The sequence below is a fragment of the Thermobifida cellulosilytica TB100 genome, assembly GCF_001517975.1.
Lineage (GTDB): Bacteria > Actinomycetota > Actinomycetes > Streptosporangiales > Streptosporangiaceae > Thermobifida > Thermobifida cellulosilytica.
In genome coordinates, this window is the sequence record NZ_KQ950182.1 from 99,134 (window position 1) to 116,155 (window position 17,022).

General features: G+C 71.1%; 19 protein-coding genes and 1 tRNA gene. 12 read left to right on the forward strand and 8 right to left on the reverse strand.

Annotated features, from left to right (window positions below):
* Nucleotides 1-203 precede the first annotated feature (203 nt).
* From AC529_RS10565 to AC529_RS10575, 3 genes are read left to right on the forward strand one after another with little or no spacing between them, the layout of a single operon-like run.
* Nucleotides 204-851 (forward strand): hypothetical protein, encoded by a 648-nt coding sequence (locus AC529_RS10565; RefSeq protein ID WP_198156389.1) that lies wholly within the window; start codon nt 204-206, stop codon nt 849-851.
* Nucleotide 852: 1 nt separating this feature from the next.
* Entirely contained in the window at nt 853-1,290 is a 438-nt protein-coding gene (locus tag AC529_RS10570; RefSeq protein ID WP_068756171.1) for a phage holin family protein, read from the forward strand.
* Nucleotides 1,266-1,898, forward strand: a complete 633-nt coding sequence (locus tag AC529_RS10575; RefSeq protein ID WP_068756173.1) for a DUF3618 domain-containing protein — start codon at nt 1,266-1,268, stop codon at nt 1,896-1,898. Before AC529_RS10570 ends, AC529_RS10575 begins: the two co-directional genes overlap by 25 nt.
* Nucleotides 1,899-1,971: 73 nt before the next feature.
* Here AC529_RS10575 and AC529_RS10580 read toward each other — a convergent pair whose 3' ends face one another.
* The 4 genes from AC529_RS10580 to AC529_RS10595 all read right to left on the reverse strand — a co-directional run bounded on the left by AC529_RS10580 (nt 1,972) and on the right by AC529_RS10595 (nt 5,811).
* The gene (locus AC529_RS10580) at nt 1,972-3,066 is read right to left on the reverse strand and encodes a cellulose binding domain-containing protein (protein WP_068756174.1); all 1,095 of its coding nucleotides are present in this window, start codon (nt 3,064-3,066) and stop codon (nt 1,972-1,974) included.
* 148 nt (nt 3,067-3,214) lie between these two features.
* Nucleotides 3,215-3,445: a hypothetical protein gene (locus AC529_RS10585; protein WP_068756175.1), complete on the reverse strand. Its 231-nt coding sequence runs from the start codon at nt 3,443-3,445 to the stop codon at nt 3,215-3,217.
* Nucleotides 3,446-3,616: 171 nt separating this feature from the next.
* The gene (locus AC529_RS10590) at nt 3,617-5,161 is read right to left on the reverse strand and encodes an MDR family MFS transporter (RefSeq protein WP_068756176.1); all 1,545 of its coding nucleotides are present in this window, start codon (nt 5,159-5,161) and stop codon (nt 3,617-3,619) included.
* Entirely contained in the window at nt 5,158-5,811 is a 654-nt protein-coding gene (locus AC529_RS10595) for a TetR/AcrR family transcriptional regulator (RefSeq protein ID WP_068756177.1), read from the reverse strand. Before AC529_RS10595 ends, AC529_RS10590 begins: the two co-directional genes overlap by 4 nt.
* Nucleotides 5,812-6,087: 276 nt before the next feature.
* Between AC529_RS10595 and AC529_RS10600 the strand changes: the two genes are divergently transcribed.
* Nucleotides 6,088-6,924 (forward strand): alpha/beta fold hydrolase, encoded by an 837-nt coding sequence (locus AC529_RS10600; protein WP_083948119.1) that lies wholly within the window; start codon nt 6,088-6,090, stop codon nt 6,922-6,924.
* A 68-nt stretch (nt 6,925-6,992) separates the two neighbouring features.
* Here AC529_RS10600 and AC529_RS10605 read toward each other — a convergent pair whose 3' ends face one another.
* Complete coding sequence (locus AC529_RS10605) at nt 6,993-7,481, reverse strand: GNAT family N-acetyltransferase (protein WP_068756178.1); 489 nt, start codon at nt 7,479-7,481, stop codon at nt 6,993-6,995.
* Between the two features lie 333 nt (nt 7,482-7,814).
* Between AC529_RS10605 and AC529_RS10610 the strand changes: the two genes are divergently transcribed.
* On the forward strand, nt 7,815-8,660 hold the full coding sequence (locus AC529_RS10610; RefSeq protein WP_068756179.1) for an alpha/beta hydrolase: 846 nt from the start codon (nt 7,815-7,817) through the stop codon (nt 8,658-8,660).
* A 382-nt stretch (nt 8,661-9,042) separates the two neighbouring features.
* Here the strand turns inward: AC529_RS10610 and AC529_RS10615 are convergent.
* Nucleotides 9,043-9,113, reverse strand: a tRNA-Gly gene (locus AC529_RS10615).
* Between the two features lie 142 nt (nt 9,114-9,255).
* Between AC529_RS10615 and dcd the strand changes: the two genes are divergently transcribed.
* Complete coding sequence (dcd, locus tag AC529_RS10620; RefSeq protein WP_068756180.1) at nt 9,256-9,846, forward strand: dCTP deaminase; 591 nt, start codon at nt 9,256-9,258, stop codon at nt 9,844-9,846.
* On the opposite strand, the gene AC529_RS10625 is transcribed toward dcd, so the two are convergent.
* The gene (locus AC529_RS10625; RefSeq protein ID WP_068756181.1) at nt 9,840-10,466 is read right to left on the reverse strand and encodes a rhomboid family intramembrane serine protease; all 627 of its coding nucleotides are present in this window, start codon (nt 10,464-10,466) and stop codon (nt 9,840-9,842) included. The two genes, dcd and AC529_RS10625, sit on opposite strands and share 7 nt — an antisense overlap.
* A 476-nt stretch (nt 10,467-10,942) precedes the next feature.
* Between AC529_RS10625 and AC529_RS10630 the strand changes: the two genes are divergently transcribed.
* The 3 genes from AC529_RS10630 (at nt 10,943) to AC529_RS10640 (ending at nt 14,285) form a co-directional block, all read left to right on the forward strand.
* On the forward strand, nt 10,943-12,010 hold the full coding sequence (locus AC529_RS10630) for a quaternary amine ABC transporter ATP-binding protein (RefSeq protein WP_198156390.1): 1,068 nt from the start codon (nt 10,943-10,945) through the stop codon (nt 12,008-12,010).
* Nucleotides 12,007-13,248, forward strand: a complete 1,242-nt coding sequence (locus tag AC529_RS10635) for an ABC transporter permease (protein ID WP_068756183.1) — start codon at nt 12,007-12,009, stop codon at nt 13,246-13,248. The genes AC529_RS10630 and AC529_RS10635 overlap by 4 nt, the downstream gene beginning before the upstream one ends.
* A gap of 92 nt (nt 13,249-13,340) precedes the next feature.
* Nucleotides 13,341-14,285 (forward strand): glycine betaine ABC transporter substrate-binding protein, encoded by a 945-nt coding sequence (locus AC529_RS10640; RefSeq protein WP_068756185.1) that lies wholly within the window; start codon nt 13,341-13,343, stop codon nt 14,283-14,285.
* Between the two features lie 76 nt (nt 14,286-14,361).
* On the opposite strand, the gene AC529_RS10645 is transcribed toward AC529_RS10640, so the two are convergent.
* Nucleotides 14,362-14,847 (reverse strand): hypothetical protein, encoded by a 486-nt coding sequence (locus AC529_RS10645; RefSeq protein WP_068756187.1) that lies wholly within the window; start codon nt 14,845-14,847, stop codon nt 14,362-14,364.
* 325 nt (nt 14,848-15,172) lie between these two features.
* On the opposite strand from AC529_RS10645, the gene AC529_RS10650 reads away from it, so the two are divergent.
* From AC529_RS10650 to AC529_RS10660, 3 genes are all read left to right on the forward strand, one after another.
* Nucleotides 15,173-15,676, forward strand: a complete 504-nt coding sequence (locus tag AC529_RS10650) for a hypothetical protein (protein WP_068756188.1) — start codon at nt 15,173-15,175, stop codon at nt 15,674-15,676.
* A gap of 198 nt (nt 15,677-15,874) precedes the next feature.
* Nucleotides 15,875-16,222, forward strand: coding sequence for a hypothetical protein (locus AC529_RS10655; RefSeq protein ID WP_068756190.1), 348 nt, complete (start codon nt 15,875-15,877; stop codon nt 16,220-16,222).
* Between the two features lie 392 nt (nt 16,223-16,614).
* Nucleotides 16,615-16,977: a DsrE family protein gene (locus tag AC529_RS10660; protein ID WP_068756192.1), complete on the forward strand. Its 363-nt coding sequence runs from the start codon at nt 16,615-16,617 to the stop codon at nt 16,975-16,977.
* Nucleotides 16,978-17,022: the final 45 nt, after the last annotated feature.

Consider the following 17,022-nt stretch of genomic DNA (forward strand, 5'->3'; position numbering starts at 1 on the left):
TGCCCGCGCGGGCAGGCGGGGCGGCCGCGCGGGCGGGCACTCCGCGCGGCCGACTTCCGAGAATCCCGCTCGCCCCGGCCCGCACCGGATCCGGCCGCCCCGCCCTCCGCCCGGCCGCCGCGGCAGGAATGCCCGCCGGGGCTGTGGGTAGCGGCGAACACCGGCAGACGCACCGACCCGAGACAGCAGATGAGGTGGCGGTGATGGCATACGAGACCGCGCCCCCCGGATCAGGAGGACGGTCCGGCCAGGCGAAGGAGAAGGCGGCGCAGGCGGCGGGACAGGCCCGCCAGTCCGCCGGCGAGGTCGCCACGACCGCGAAGCAGCAGGCCGGTGAGGTCGTCGGAGCCTCCCGCGAGCAGCTCCGGCAGGCGACCTCGCGGATGCGCGACCGGATCGAGGAGGAGACGCTGACCCAGGCCCAGCGCGCCGCCGAGGTGCTGCGCGAGTGGTCGGACGACCTGGAGGCCATGGCGGAGCGGGCCGACGGAGACTCGCCCGTGCGCGACGCCGTGCGGCGCATCGCCGACAGCGGCCACAGCACCGCCGACTTCCTCGACCAGCGCGGCCTGGGAGGCGTCGCCGACGAGCTGCGCGCCTTCGCGCAGCGGCGGCCGGGCGTCTTCCTTGCCGGAGCCGCCCTCGCCGGGTTCGCGGTGGGGCGGCTGGCCCGGGCGATGGCCAAGGAGGCCAAGCAGGACCAGGCGGAGCAGTCCGGCGGAGACGTCGAGGACGCCGCGCCCGGCCCGGTCCGCACCACCCCGCGGCCGCGCCGGGAGGAGCCGGGCCGCTACGACGTGCCGCCGCACGACTCCCCGTACGACCGGTCCCGGCTCGGAGAGGAGAGGTGACATGGCCAGCCCTCAGGTTCCCCAGCCGAGCAGCGAGCCGCGGGTGAGGGAGCCGCAGCCGCGCGAGGAGTCGATCGGCCAACTGGTCGGCGAGGCAATGGGCGACCTGCAAAAGCTGTTCCACCAGGAGGTGGAACTGGCCAAGGCCGAGCTGCGCGAGGAGGGCGCCAAGGCGGGCAAGGCCGCCGCGATGCTCGCCGCGGCCGCCGTGGCCGGGCTGCTCGTCCTCGTCCTGCTCAGCTTCGCCCTGGTGTACGCGCTGGCCAACGTGATGGACGCCGGATGGGCGGCGCTGATCGTGGCCGCGCTGTGGGCGGTCGCCGCCGCGGTGCTGGCCCTGCTCGGACGCAACCGGATGCGCGAGGTCTCACCCAAGCCCGAGCAGACCGTCGAGACGTTGAAGGAGGACGCGCAATGGGCCAGACACCCGACGAGATAAGGAACGACATCGAGACGACCCGGGCGGAGCTGCGCGACGACGTCGACCGCATCGCCGACCGCGCCAGCCCCAGGCAGATGGCGCGGCGCCGCACCGAGCAGATCCGCGGCAGGGTGCGCGGACTGAAGGACCGGGTCATGGGCCGCACCCCGGACCGCGACGCCGTCCGCGAGGCCGGGCAGCGGGCGCAGGAGCGCGCGGGGTCGACCGGGGAGGCCGTCAGCAGCGGCGCGGGCCAGGCCGCGGAGGCGGTGAAGGCGGCTCCGGGCCGGGCCGTGGCGCGCACCCGGGGCAACCCGCTGGCCGCCGGGCTCATCGCGTTCGGCGCGGGCCTGCTGGCGGCCTCGGTGATCTCCGACACCCAGACCGAGCGCCAGGCCGCCCGGCGCATCCGGGAGCAGGCGGGCGGCCTGGTCGAACCGGCCAGGCAGTCGCTCACGGAGTCCGCCCAGCGGGTCGGGGAGGAGGCCCGGGAGACCGCGCAGCAGGCGGCGGGGCAGGTCAAGGAGACCGCTTCCCAGGCCGGGCAGACCACGCGGGACACGGCCCGCCAGGAGGCGCAGCACTCCCGCGAGCAGGTCGGCCGCACCGCCCGGGGCTCCCGCTGACCGTCGGCGCTGCCCCGCCCGGGGCCTTCCCGGGCGGGGCAGCGGCCGCCGCCCCGGGCGCGCGCCGAGGGGGTCAGTCGAGCAGCGGGACCAGCGCCTCCAGCCACCGCTGCGCGATCTTGGCGTCACCCGAGGCGTTGGGGTGCACGCCGTCGTAGGTGTCGGTGGCGGTGCTGAACCCGGTCCACTGGTCGACGACGATCACCGGGGACCGGGGCGTGCTCACGTCGGCCGCCCACCCGGGGATCGCGGCGTTGAGGTCCTGCACGCCCTGGGCGCAGGTGGCGCAGCTACGCGCGGAGTCCATCGGAATGATCTGGGCGACCAGGACCGTCACCGACGGGTTGTGGGCCCGCATCTGGGCGACCAGGGTGCTGTAGGCGTCGAGGACGGCCTGGGTGGGCCGGGAGCTCCACACGTCGTTGGTGCCGAAGTGCATCAGCACGATGTCGGGGTCGGCGGCGGACAGCCAGGCGGACAACTGGCCGCTGCCGGCCAGATTGGTGACCAGCATGCCGCCGTGGCCCTCGTGCTCGTGGTCGTAGGGGAAACCGCAGCCGTCACCGGACCGGGAGCCGACGAAGTCGACGTCGGGGTACCCGGCGGCGGTCAGGTCGCGCCAGAGCAGGGCGCGCCAGCAGCCGGGGGAGCCGGTGATCGAGTCGCCCAGCGGCATGATCCGCACGGGGCCGCCCGGGTCCCCGCCGCCCGGGTCGTCCGGGTGTTCACCGCCGGGGTCCCCGCCGCCCGGGTCGCCGGGGGTGCCGAAGGAGCAGGACAGGTCGGAGGGGACGGAGGAGGCGCCCGAAACGGTGCCCTGGAGGCCGAACGACGTGCTGGCGCCGGCGGGGAGCGCGCCGTTCCACCCCGCGTTGACCGCGGTCACCGCGGACCCGGTCACGGACAGGTCGGCGTTCCAGGCGTTGGTGACGGTGTGCCCCGGGGGCAGGGTCCACGTGACGGTCCACTGCGTCGCGGGGCTGCCGCTGTCGTTGGTGACGGTGACGTCGGCGACGAACCCGCTGCCCCAGTCGCTGGCGACGGTGTACGCCACGGAGCAGCCGTCGGCCGCCGACGCCGCGGACACGCCGCCCGTGACGATCGAGGCCGCGGTCAGAGCGAGCGCACCGCACGCGCCCGCAACCGCGCGTGCCGAGGTACGGGACATGGAAGACTCCTCAAGGTCGCTTCCCCTCCCTCCTCCAGGGACCGGAAAGCGCACATTGCGTGGAGTGGTGAATACTCACGGTGAATGCTAGTGATCCGCCGAAGGGGTGTAAAGAAAAGGAAAAGCGGACAAGAGGCGTGATGCGCGGCTAGCTGAGGTCTTCCACCTCGTCGGCCTCCCGCGGCCTGCGCGGCAGCCGCAGCAGCGGCTTGGGCGGCCGCCTGCGGAAGGCCAGGAACAGCCAGAGCGACGCCAGCAGGAGGCTCGCCGCGATGTTGGGGTGCCCGACGGCTACGAGCCCGCCCGCGACCAGGAGGAGGACCGCCACCACCAGTGCCGCCCGCAACCGGCGGCGCGGGGCACGCTGTGATGAGGACACCAACCGGACTCCCGACTCCTCGAAGAAGGCCCTTGCAGACGGAACCGTTCCGGAACGGCCCCTGACGGGCCGTCCGGAACGGGCTGTCTGTTGCGCTGCCCCGTGCGGGCCGGGCGCAAACGTGCCCCCCGGCCCGCACGGACGGGCGTCCTCTCGGTGCTTTTCCCGGGCCTAGCCGCGGTCGATCGTGGTGGCCAGCGGCTTCTCCGTGACGAACATGAGCAGCACGGCCGCCAGGATTCCCAGCGGCATCAGCCACAGGAAGATCGGCATCAGGGCCTCGTTGTAAGAGTCGATGATCGGATGACGCAGGGCGTCGGGAAGGCTCTGGACCAGTTCCGGGGTGAGCGAGGACCGGCCGCCCCCGGAGGGCAGCTCCGCACCCGCGGGCATGCGCTGGACCAGGAAGTCCATCAGGCGGCTGGTGAACAGGCTGCCCACGACCGCCGAGCCCAGCGAGGCGCCGATCTGCCGGAAGAAGTTGTTGGCCGCGGTCGCCGTGCCCACCTGGGAGACGGGGAAGGAGTTCTGCACGATCAGCACCAGCAACTGCATGCTCGCGCCCAGCCCCACGCCGATGACGGAGAGGTGGACGCAGATGACCCACACCGGCGTCTCCGGGGTGACGGTGGACAGCAGGACCATGCCGCCCGCGATGACCAGCGACCCGGCGACCGGGATCCACTTGTAGCGGCCGGTCCGGCTCACGAACTGGCCCGCGGCCATCGAGACGAGCAGCAGCGTGCCCATCATGGGGGTCATCAGCAGACCCGACGCGGTGGCGTCGGTGCCGGTGGCCATCTGCAGGTAGGTGGGGATGTAGCCGAGCGTCCCGAACATCATCACGCCGGTGAACAGGCCCGCGACGGTGGTGAGGTTGAAGTTGCGGTCGCGGAACAGGTGCAGCGGGATGACCGGCTCGACCGCGCGGCGCTCGGCCAGGACGAACAGGACCGACGCGACGACGGTGCCCGCGATGAGGCCGAGGATGACCGGGGAGTCCCAGTCGTACCGGTTGCCGCCCCACGTGCTGGCCAGGATGAGGCAGGTGGACGCGGCGGCCATGAACGCCATGCCCCAGGCGTCCACGTGCAGCCGCTCGGGCCGCTGCTTGGGCAGGCGCAGCAGGAAGGCCGTGGCGACCAGAGCGAGCAGGCCCAGGGGCAGGTTGATCCAGAAGGCCCACCGCCAGCCGATGCCCTCGGTGAACCAGCCGCCCAGGAGAGGTCCGGCCACGGAGGAGACCGCGAACACCGCGCCCAGGGCGCCCATGTACCTGCCGCGCTGCCGGGCGGGGATGATGTCGGCGATGATGGCCTGGGACATGATGATCAGGCCGCCGCCGCCCAGGCCCTGCACCACGCGGGAGGCGATGAGCCATCCCATGTCCGGGGCCAGGGCGCCGATGATCGACCCGCCGGTGAACAGCGCGATCGCGAGGAGCGACAGGCCCTTGCGGCCGACGAGGTCGCCGAGCTTGCCGTAGATCGGCATCATGATCGTCGACGCCAGGATGTAGGCGGTCATCACCCACAGCATCTGGTCGACGCCGTTGAGCTCGCCGACCATCGTGGGCAGCGCGGTGCTCAGCACGGTCTGGTTCAGCGAGGCCAGCAGCATCGTCAGCATCAGCGACAGGAAGACGAAGAGGATGCTGCGCTGGGAACCGGTGGTCGGACTCGTCTCGGAAGACTCCGAACGGGCGGTCACTGTCATTGGAGTTTCCGTATTACCTTTCTCAGTAGTTCCACCGCCTGGTCGAAGCGGGCCTCGACTTCCTCGATGGAGGTGCACTCCCCGGCGGAGGGGGCGTGCACGGCGAAACGCAGGGCCCCGGAGCAGACCACGACGATCATGCGGGCCGCCTCGTCGACGTCCAGGGAGCCGTCGGCGAACCGGGGGTCGGACTTCAGCTTCCGGGCGAGGACCCGCCCCAGGTGCTGTTCGATGAGCGAGACGCGTTCGAGCTGACGGCGCCGGAGCTGCGGGTAGCGCAGCAGCACCTCGCGGAGCTGCTCGCGCGCGTGCCCGTCGAAGGTCGAGGTGAACACCGAGCGGACCAGGTGGGCCACGTCGACCAGCAGGTCTCCGCTGGGCTCCCGGTCCATCAACGACTCCATCGTCGTGTCCTCGGTGAGGCTCTCCCGCATGTCCCGCAGACCGAGGATCGCGTCCTCCTTGGTCGGGAAGTAGTTGAAGAACGTCCTGGTGGAGACGTTCGCCTCGGCGCTGATCTCGGCAACGGTCACGTTCTCGATCCCGTGCTCCAGGGTGCGGCGCAGTGCGGCCCGGTGGATGGCCGTCCGGGTCTGTCGCTGCTTGCGTGCCCGAAGAGTCTCGCCGGGCGGAAACGTCGTGTCGGTCATGTGGGTAGTCTGCCAACCGCAAAAAATTGCATGACTGCAATCTTACACTGCTGTAACTGTGCACGACTGCAAAATTATTTCGGTGCGAGTGTGATCCTCCGGACACGGCCCGCGAGCAACCCCGGGAACGGACAGGACGCGCGGGCTCCCCGGCCGCTCCCAACCGTCGGGAGAGCCGGGAGGAGCCGCTCCCCCCGGTGGAGCACGGCTGTTTGTGCGGCACGGCCGGGGGTAATGGGAGCACGGTCACCGCCGTCGTCCCGTCGGAGGCAAGCTATGGGGGAGCGGACGTGCCACGACAGCGCACACGCCCGCGGAAGGCCCCCCGGCGCCCTCGACACCCCCGCACCCTCCGCGGCCCCCGGCGGATGGGAGGGGTGCGAGACCACTCCCGTCGCCGGTGTTCCCGTCCACGCCGCGGTCCTGGGCCCGGCCACGGCCCCGGAGGTGGTGTGCGTCCACGGACTCGGCGTCTCCCACCGCTACTTCCTCCCGTTCGCCCGGGCCCTCGCCCCCCGCCGCCGGACGGTCGCCGTGGACCTCCCCGGCTTCGGCCGCACCCCGGGGCCCCGCCGCGGACTGGACATCCCCCGGCTCGCGCGGTCCCTGGCCGCGTGGCTGCGCGCCACCGGCCGCGCGGGCGTGCCCCTGGTCGCCAACTCCATCGGCTGCCAGATCACCGTCCACCTGGCCGCGACCGCCCCGGAACTAGTGGGGCCCCTGGTGCTCAACGGCCTCATGCTGGAGGGCGGGAACCGCGGCGTCGCACAGAAGACCGGGCAGCTGCTGCTGACCGTGCCCAGCGAGAACCCGGCGCTGGTCCCCCTCGTCCTCGGCGACTACCTGCGCTGCGGCCCGCGGCGGATCTGGTGGACGCTGTGCCGCGCCCTCGACGACCCGGTCAGCCGCACCCTGCCGAAGGTGGCCGCCCTCGCCGTGGTGGTGCGCGGCACCCACGACCGGCTCAGCGACCACGAGTCCGCGGCGCTGGCCGCGGACCTGCTGCCCCGCGGGCGACTGGTGGAAGTCCCGGGGAAGGGGCACGCGCTGAACTACTCGGCCCCGCACACCCTGGCCCGCATCACCGAGGAACTGGTCACCGGACGGCCGTGACCGCCGGACCGGGGCGACCGGACCGTCGTCCCGCGCCGGCCGGCGGGCGGGTGCCCCTTCTTGGGCCCTCAGAGCCGTCTGAAGTACCGGACGATCGGCAGCGGGGTGAAACCGGCCCGTTCGTAGGTCCGGCGCGCCGGGGCGTGCCCGGGGTCGCCGCCCGTCTCCACCAGGGCCAGGGCCATGCCCCGCTCCCGCATCCGGTCCAGGGCGAACTCCGTCAGCCGCGACCCGACCCCCTCCTGCTGGTACGGGGGGTCGACGGCGATCATGTGGATCTCGCCCGTGCTCTCGGCGGGGTCGAACCGCACCGCCACGAAACCGGCCACGGCCGTGCCGGCCTCGGCGACCCACACGTGCGTCCCCTCCGAGCGGCAGGCCTCCGCGACCGCCTTCCGCTGCGCCGCGGGCCAGCCGTCGGGATGCATCCACGCGAAGAGCCCGGAGCCGAGCACCTCTGCCAGGGAGGTGAAGACCGGAGTCCACGCGCGCACCGACAGTTCGACCACCGCGTCCAAGTCGTCGGGGCGGAATTCGCGGATCACGGATCGGGGCATGCCGCCATGCTGGCACTCCGCCCCACCCCTGTCAATCGGCTTTCCCTCCGGTGGGTCGGCACACCCGGCGACAACGGCGGAAACATCCCCGGACGCCGCGCTCCCGCCCGGCGGTGCGAGGAGCCCCGCCAGAATCCTGCGATCATGCCGAAATGCTCTGTTTCCCCAGTTCAGAAGCCCATTATCGGCAAGATCGGAATAAAGGGATCCGGGTATCGGTGAAACAACCGGTTCCTTTCATCCGGTGTTGACACTCCAATAACGCGGCCGAATATTTGACTGGGCGGACAGGGAAAGCCAGGAAAGTCCGCAATGATTTTTTGGAGTGGAGATATGAGAGTGCGCAGCCTGGCCCGCCGTGTGTCGACCGGTCTCGTCGGTCTGCTGGCGGCGGCCTTCCTCCTGCCCGTGACGTCGGGCACGGCCGTCGCGGCCACGGGCACGGGCCCGTACCCGGCCGAGTACGTGACCACGATCCGACTCCGGGACCACACGATCTACCGGCCCGTCACCCTGCCCGGCAGCGAGCGGCTGCCGATCGTCGTCTGGGGCAACGGCGCCTGCCTCGCCGACGGCACGATGTTCGAGAACATCCTCACCGAGTTCGCCTCGCACGGCTTCCTGGTCATCGCGAACGGCCGGCCGGGCGGTTTCGGCCGCACCGACGCCGCGATGCTCACCGAGGCCATCGACTGGGCGGTCGCGGAGAACACCCGCCTGTTCAGCCCGTACCGGGGCAAGCTCGACACCGACAAGATCGCGGTCATGGGCCAGTCCTGCGGCGGCCTCGAAACCTACGAGGTGGCCGACGACCCGCGGATCACCACGACCGTGCTGTGGAACAGCGGCCTGCTCAGCGACCGCGACAACCACCTGCTCACCCGCCTGCACGCCCCCATCGCCTACTTCACCGGCGGTCCGACCGACATCGCCTACGCCAACGCCGTGGACGACTGGGGCCGCCTGCCCGCAGGGCTGCCCGCGTTCATGGGCCACCTGGACGTCGGCCACTACGGCACCTTCGGCGAACCCAACGGCGGCGAGTACGGCCGGGTGGGCGTCCAGTGGCTGAAGTGGCAGCTCAAGGGCGACCAGAACGCCCGCCGGCAGTTCGTCGGCGCCGACTGCGGCCTCTGCGTCTCCCCCGACTGGGACGTGGAGCAGAAGAACCTCGGCTGAACGCTCCGGACCCTGACGGCGGTGACCCCAGGGCCATAATCAGTGCTCCATCTGACCCTGGTACCAAGATCACCGTCCGAGTGGAGAGTTGCGGTCAATCACTGCTCCCGGGGGCGTTGTCGTTGTCGCCTCGGACCTCTTCGGCTTCGTCCAGGCGGCCCAGGGCCCGCAGCACTGAGGCGAGGTTGCTGCGGCTGACCACGGCGGTCGGGTGTTCGTCTGTGCCCAGCGGGAGCAAGAGCCGCCCCTCGCCGGCGCTCGGCGCTGACCGGGGAGAGGTCGAGCATCGGGCACGTAACGGGCACGCGCCTTCTCAAGCGCCCTTCCAACGCCGAAGGCCCAGGTCCGGGAAACTGTCCCTGACCTGGGCCTTCGCTGTGAGAGCGGATGACGGGAATCGAACCCGCGTTATCAGCTTGGGAAGCTGAAGTTCTACCATTGAACTACATCCGCATGAGCAGCTCGCTCTGCAGAGAGGTTACCGCACTCTGCGAGCTCATGGGTAAGGATAATGATCGCGGCGCGGCTCGCAAGTCCGTGAGGGGGCAGGCACCGCCCGATCGGGCGGATCGTACAGCAAGGTAGATTCGTCAACGTGCTTCTCTCCGATCGTGACATCAGGGCCGCCATCGAATCGGGTCGGGTCAAGCTGGACCCCTACGATCCCGAGCTCGTTCAGCCGTCGAGTGTGGATGTGCGGCTGGACCGTTACTTTCGGGTGTTCGAGAACCACCGGTACCCGCACATCGATCCGGCGGTGGAGCAGCCGGGGCTGACCCGGCTGGTCGAGCCGGAGGGCGACGAGGCGTTCATCCTCCACCCCGGGGAGTTCGTGCTGGCGTCCACCTACGAGACGGTGACGCTGCCCGACGACATCGCGAGCCGCCTGGAGGGCAAGAGCTCGCTGGGGCGGCTGGGGCTGCTGACCCACTCCACGGCCGGGTTCATCGACCCGGGCTTCTCGGGGCACGTCACGCTGGAGCTGTCGAACGTGGCGACGCTGCCGATCAAGCTCTACCCGGGGATGCGCATCGGCCAGTTGTGCCTGTTCCAGTTGTCCTCGCCTGCCGAGCACCCCTACGGCTCGCAGGTCTGCGGGTCGCGCTACCAGGGGCAGCGCGGTCCCACGCCGTCGCGCTCCTACCTGAACTTCTCGCGTACCCCGATCCGGTCGGGGGATCAGTAGCCCGGAGGGCTCGGCGGGCCGTAGGGTCCGTAGCCCTGCTGCGGCGGGGGGAGCTGCTGCCGTTTGGCCCGCCGGGGCAGGATGTAGGCGGCGAGGAGGCCGCCCAGGAAGCCGAACAGGTGCGCCTGCCAGGAGATGCCCTGGCCCTGCGGCAGCACGCCGAAGATGAGGCCGCCGTAGAAGAGCACCGTGCAGATCATGATGACGATGTCGGCGGTGCGGCGTTCGATGATGCCGCGCAGCACCAGGTAGCCGAAGTAGCCGAAGATCAGGCCGCTGGCGCCGACGGTCAGCGATCCGGGCGGGGAGAGCAGCCACACGCCGATTCCGCTGACCACGGCGATGATGACCGACGCCCACAGGAACCGGCCGAGCCCGCTGAACGCCACGAGCGAGCCGAGCACCAGCAGGGGGACGGTGTTGGCGGTGATGTGGGAGAGGCCGGCGTGCATGAACGGGGCGGTGAAGACGGTCCACAGGTCGTCGACCATCCAGGAGCGGATGCCGAACTGGGAGTCGAGCAGGCCGCCCAGCAGGAAGAAGTCGACGATCTCGAAGAACCACATCGCCGCGGCGAACACCGCGACGGTCAGAACCGCGCTGATCCGGGACTTGGTCACGTTTCGACTGTATTTGACCGTCCGGCTGCCCTGAAAGGGAAGGACTCCCGTCCCCTCCGGGGAGGGGACGGTGGCCGCGGGCGCGGCGGCCTCCGTTGCGCCGGGTAGCCGCACCTGAGCAGAGAAGAACCACGGAGGCGAGAAATTGTGATGCATATCACTCATTATGAGTGGGTGGTGTAAATCACAAATTCTTGCTTTTTGGCCTTCTCGTCCACCCGCGCATGAGGGGTTTTCCCGAAACCGCTTCTTAAACCCGTTGTCCCCCCGTGATCTTTCTCAGGGAAATCCCAGGTCAACGTCCCTATGGTGCCTAACTACGCAAATCGGACGTGTGGTGTTCGAGTGCGGGCGGCCCCGGACCCGGGCGCCGACACCCCCCGCACGCTCCTCCGCAGCACGTCACGACCCCGGAAGGAGGGCGCACCACGCCGACGAGGCCGTGCCAGACGAGGACGACGACCGAAGAGGAAACCGTGCCAGCAGTACGCGCGAACCACCTGTACAAGGTGTTCGGCAAACGAGCATCCCAAGCCGTCACCCTGCTCTCGGACGGACGCCACCGCGACACGATCAAAGACCTGGACGTCACGGCCGCAGTCATCGACGTCTCCTTCGAGGTCCAGCCCGGCGAGATCTTCGTCGTCATGGGACTGTCGGGCTCCGGCAAGTCCACGCTCATCCGCATGCTCAACGGACTGCTCCCGCCCACCTCGGGAACGGTGGAGATCGACGGCACCGACATCACCGCCCTGTCCCGCCGCGCGCTGCGCGCCCTGCGCGGAGAGAAGATCAGCATGGTCTTCCAGCACTTCGCGCTGTTCCCGCACCGCAGCGTCCTGGAGAACGCCGCCTACGGACTGGAGGTCCGCGGCGTGGCGCGCGCCGAGCGCCGCGAACGCGCCGCCCACGCCCTCGACCTGGTCGGGCTGGGCGACTGGAAGGACCACCTGCCCCAGCAGTTGTCCGGCGGCATGCAGCAGCGCGTCGGCCTGGCCCGCGCGCTGACCGCCGACACCGACATCATCCTCATGGACGAGGCGTTCAGCGCCCTGGACCCGCTGATCCGCCGCGACATGCAGACCCAGTTGATCCAGCTCCAGGCCGAGCTCGGCAAGACCATCGTCTTCATCACCCACGACCTCAACGAGGCGATGCGCCTGGGCGACCGCATCTGCGTGCTGCGGGACGGCCGCGTCGTCCAGATCGGCACCCCCGAGGAGATCCTCAACCACCCCGCCGACGACTACGTCGCCCGCTTCACCGAGGACGTGGACCGCAGCCGGGTGCTCACCGCCGCCTCCGTCATGGAGCCCGCCGCCGGGGCCGACGCCGCCGACTGGGAGCGGGTGGAGCCGGACGCGCCCGTCGCCGAGCTGTTCCAGCGGGTCGCCTCCTGCGACGGCCCGCTCGCCGTGGTCGACGAGCAGGACCGGGTGCTCGGCGCGGTCTCCCCGACCGCGATCCTGTCCGCGCTCGCGGCCCCCGAGGACGCCGTGCCCGCGCCCGCCGGCGGGGAACGGCGGGAGGAGGCCCGCCGGTGAGCCAGCTCCTCCCCTTCCCGCCGCGGCTGCCGCTCGGCGAGGGCTTCGAAGCGCTGAACACGTGGCTCAAGACCCACTTCGGCGGAGTGTTCGACACCGTCGGCGCCGTCATCGACTGGTCGGTCACCACGCTCCGGGACTTCCTCACCGACCCCCAGGCCGCCCAGCTCACCGCCCTCGCCGCCCTCGTCCTGGCGGCGGCCCTGGTGCGCGCCCGCCCCGTCCCGGTGCTCACCGTCGTCGGCACCGCCACCGCCCTGTACGTCGCACAGGCCGCCTTCGCACTGGGCAACACCCTCGTCAACCACGCGCCGCCGCACCTGTTCCTCTGGGCCATGCACCTGTTCGGACAGGACTCGGTCGACGCCAACCTGGTCATCGGGATCGTCGCCCTCGCCGCCCTCGCGGCCGTGGCCGCGGTCCACCGCGTCCGGCTGCCGCTGGTCGGCGCCGTGACCGGCGGCTGGCTCGCCGCGATCCTGTGCGGCTGGCTGCTGTTCGACGCGGTGCCCGGAGTGATCGCCCAGCCCACGGCCACCCTGACGATGCTGCTGCTCACCGCCCTGGCCTGGGCGGTGGCGGGCTGGCGGCTCGGCGTGTTCTCACTGGTCGCCCTCACCGTCGTGATCAGCATCGAGCAGTGGGACAACGCCATGGCCACCCTGGCCCTGGTCCTGGTGGCCAGCCTCATCGCGGTGCTCGTGGCCCTGCCCCTCGGCGTGCTGGCCGCCTACAGCACCGTGGTCAGCCGGGTCCTCAAACCCGTCCTCGACCTGATGCAGACCATGCCCGCCTTCGTCTACCTCATCCCGGCGATCTTCTTCTTCTCGCTGGGCGCCGTGCCCGGGGTCGTGGCGACCGTCGTCTTCGCCATGCCGCCCGGCGTGCGCCTCACCGAACTGGGCATCCGCCAGATCGACCGGGAGATCGTCGAGGCGGGCGAGGCGTTCGGCGCCCCGCCCCTGAAGATCCTCACCGGCATCCAACTGCCGCTGGCGCTGTCGACCGTCATGGCTGGCGTCAACCAGGTCATCATGCTCGGCCTGTCCATGGTGGTCATCGCCGGAATGGTCGGCGCCGGCGGCCTGGGCAACCAGGTCTACCAGGGCATCTCCCGCAACGACGGCGCGCTCGGCTTCGAGGGCGGCATCGCCGTCGTCATCCTCGCGATCTTCCTGGACCGGCTCACCGCCGCCGTCGCCCGCCGCGCCCCGCAGGCCCGCACCGCGACGGCCTGAGACCCGACCGCGCCGCCGCGCCCGGACCGCGGCGGCACGCGCCTCCGCACCCAGCACAGGAGCGCGACACACCAGAAGAAGGGAACGAACACGTGGAACCCACCAAGCGCACCCGGCGCCCCGCCGCTCTCGCCGCTGGACTGGCCTGCCTGGTCCTGCTGGCCACCGCCTGCGCCGGAGAGGGCGGAAGCGGCCTGGCGGGAGGTGGCGACGAGACCGACCGGGGCGACGGCAAGCAGATCGAGATCGCCCTGATCCCGTGGGAAGAGGCCATCGCCACCACCCACCTGTGGAAGGTGATCCTGGAGGAGCTCGGCTACGAGGTGACCGTCACCGAGGTCGACGTGGCCCCCATGTACCAGGGGGTGGCCAACGGCGACGTCGACGTGTTCCTGGACACCTGGCTCCCCCTCACCCACGCCGACTACTGGGAGGAGTACGGCGACCGCGTCGAGGACCTGGGCCACTGGTACGACAACGCCGTGCTGACCCTCACCGTGCCCTCCTACGTGGAGGAGGTCGACTCCATCGCCGACCTGCCCGCCCACGCCGACCTGTTCGACGGCCGGATCGTCGGCATCGAGGCCGGGTCGGGCCTGGTGCGCACCACCCGCGAGGAGGCCATGCCCGCCTACGGCCTCGACGACTACGAGCTGATCGAGTCCTCCACCGCGGCGATGCTCGCCGAGCTGGACGCCGCGATCGCCGAGGAGGAGCCGATCGTGGTCACCCTGTGGCGGCCGCACATCGCCTACGCCCAGTACGACCTGAAGGACCTGGCGGACCCCGAGGGCGCGATGGGCGGCGCCGAGCAGATCCACGCCGTGGGCCGCTCCGGCTTCACCGAGGACTTCCCCGAGGTGGCCGAGTGGATCGGCGACTTCACGCTCGACGACGAGGAGCTGAGCTCCCTGGAGCAGGCGGTCCTCGCCGACCACGAGGACGACCCGGAGGCCGGCGCCCGCGCCTGGCTGGCCGCCCACCCCGAGTTCGTCGAGCGCACCCTCGGCGAGGCGGGGGAGGGACTGGAGTTCTGACCCGCCGACGGCCCGGGAGGGGCCGGGAAGACCGGTGGGGCCGCCCCGGGGGACGGCCCCACCGGTCGGTGCACGATCAGGACCCCGAGGTCAGCGACCGGTCGCGCGGCGGGATGCCCGCGGCGCTCATGAACGCCTCGACCTTGGTCGGCGAGGTTAGCCCGGTCAGCGGCAGGTAGGGGCGTCCGGCGCGGCGCCCCTCCACGGACGGGAAGAACTTCGGCTGCCCCGCGGGGTCGCACAGGCCCAGCGACCGGGTGCGACCGGGAAGCAGGTAGTAGGAGCCGATCTCGGAGAAGGGGATGCGGACCACGTAGCGGCCGCGGGCGTAGCAGAATTCCTGGTCGTCCACCTCCAGGACGGGCGCCTTGGCACGCAGGCCGTGCCCGGCCACGGCCAGGCCGCCGAGGACGATCAGCGAGCCCAACACCACGGTGGCCCAGTGGGTCGGTTCGAGCGTGATGACGACCACGCCGAGCGCCACCAGAGCCGCGCCGCCCCACAGTTCGAGGTGCTTGCGTCCCAACGGGCAGGTGAGGCGAACCTTCTGGGTCACGGACATGCCTCTTTCACGGTTGTCTGGATCTCGCGGCGAGCCGCGGGGGAACCCGCCGTCCCGGTGACCGGCGCGGGGTGGTGACCACCGAAGCTGCCCGCGCTGAAGGGGGCGTCTGCCGCGGAGAGAGGCGATGACTATCGCTGGGGAAACCATATCGGTTTCCCCGTGCCCGATAGATGCGGAATCACCGTTTCGCGGCGTGCTGCGGATCGCAATCCTCCGACTACCGGGACGGCCCTTCCGTTAGTGTCGGCGACGGTATTGGGAAGGGCGTCAGCGGGAATGACCGGCATGACCCGACGTCCAGGAGCAGGAGGAGACGACCACCATGGCCCGCCCCAGCATCGACTTCGGTGAACATACGGCTGCCATCGCGGCGCTCGTCCGGGCCCGCCGCGAGCAGTTGGGGTGCGGTCAGGCGGAGTTCGCGCAGCAGACCCCGAAGATCCCGCCGCGGCTGCTTCAGGACCTGGAGAGCGGGCGGCGCTCCCGCTACAGCCGGGACCTGTGCGCCAAGCTGGAGTTCAAGCTGGGGTGGACCCGCGGCTCGATCGAGCGCATGGCCGCGGGCGGCGTCCCCAGCGAGGTCAACGACCTCATCTCCGTGGTCCGCGACGAGAGCCAGGGCACTGAGACCCGCCGCTACCTGCTGGGCAACGAGGAGCTGTTGCAGCGCATCTACATCGACCTGCAAGCCGACACCGCGGACATGCCGGAGGAGGAGGCGCGGGCGCTCGTGGAGCAGGCCCTGGAGACCGCGCGCGTCCAGGCGCTGCTCGTGGTGCACGAGGCCAGGCGCAGACGCATGAGCGGCAACGGCGCGGTACGCTGAGGGCTTCTGCGCTGGTCCGGAAGGGGAATCCGACACTTCTCGGGAGTGATGAAGCTTTCCGTACAACTCTCCGATCCGAGGTGTAAGAATGGTGACAAAACGCAGTGTGCCGGTCGCCCCGGGATCGGGACGGACACGCGGAAAGCCCTGAACCCCTCGGGCGGCCGTCGCTTCCGCAACGTCACAGAGAGACCAGACATGCCCGAGCCCTTGCACGGCCGTTCCCGGGCGGGACCCCGTCAGCCGCGCCTCTCCCTCACCTACAGCCGCCTCCCGTCGCACGTGCCCTTCCTGCTCACCCGGCACCGCTACGGGACGCTCATCACCATTCGCGAATCGCTGACCTACGCGCAGGCCGTCGAGATCGGCCTGCGCCGGATGCAGCCGAAACTGCTGGACTTCGTCATCGACACCCTGGGCCTGGGCGACCCGCGCGTCCCCGGCAGCCTCCGGACCGAATGGGACCTGGACCAGAAGATGGACTGGGACTTCATCTACCGTCTGGAGAAGGCCGGACGCATCCTGCCCTGGCCGCACCGGAACTGAACCGGCCGCCGTCCGCCCCCTTCCGGGTCGCGGCGCACCGGGTGCACCTCCACGGCCGTCCGCGGCCCCCGATCTCGGTGGAGCCGGAGGAGCCCGCTCCTCGCGGCCCTGACCGGCCGTCCCCCACCGGCTCCGCCCGCAATCCCGTATGCTGACCGTCCTCCTCCCGCAGCCCGCCGCGGCCTCCGCGGCCCCGGTCCCCGCGGTGAGCGGGGCCGCCGTGCGCTCCGTCGGCGGGGAGCCCGCGGGGCGGCGGACGCAAGGGGTGCGCCCGGCCGCTGCGGAGGCGCGTCCGCGGCGCGGATTCCCGTCGTCGGGCACCGCACAGGGATGAATCGCACGATTCCGACAAAGTACAGAAATGCGGCGGGGTCGGGCGTTACGCTGACCGCATGGAGCGCGTGTTGGTGATCAAGGCGACCGCCGGCGAGGACGCCCCCGAACGCTGCAACCAGGCGTTCACGGTGGCCGCGGCGGCGGTGGCGAGCGGGGTTCAGGTGTCGCTCTGGCTGACCGGGGAGGCCAGTTGGATGGCGGTCCCCGGGCGGGCGGAGCAGTTCTCGCTGCCGCACGCGGCCCCGCTCAACGAACTGCTCGACGTGGTGCTCTCGGCAGGCCGGGTCACCGTCTGCACCCAGTGCGCGGCGCGGCGTTCGCTCACCGAGGACGACCTGGTCAAGGGCGTGCGGATCGCGGGAGCCCCCACCTTCGTCGAGGAGGTCATGGCCGAGGGCGCCAAGGCGCTGGTCTACTGACCCGCCCTTCCCCGGGCCACATGCGACGGGGCCGCCGCACCGGTC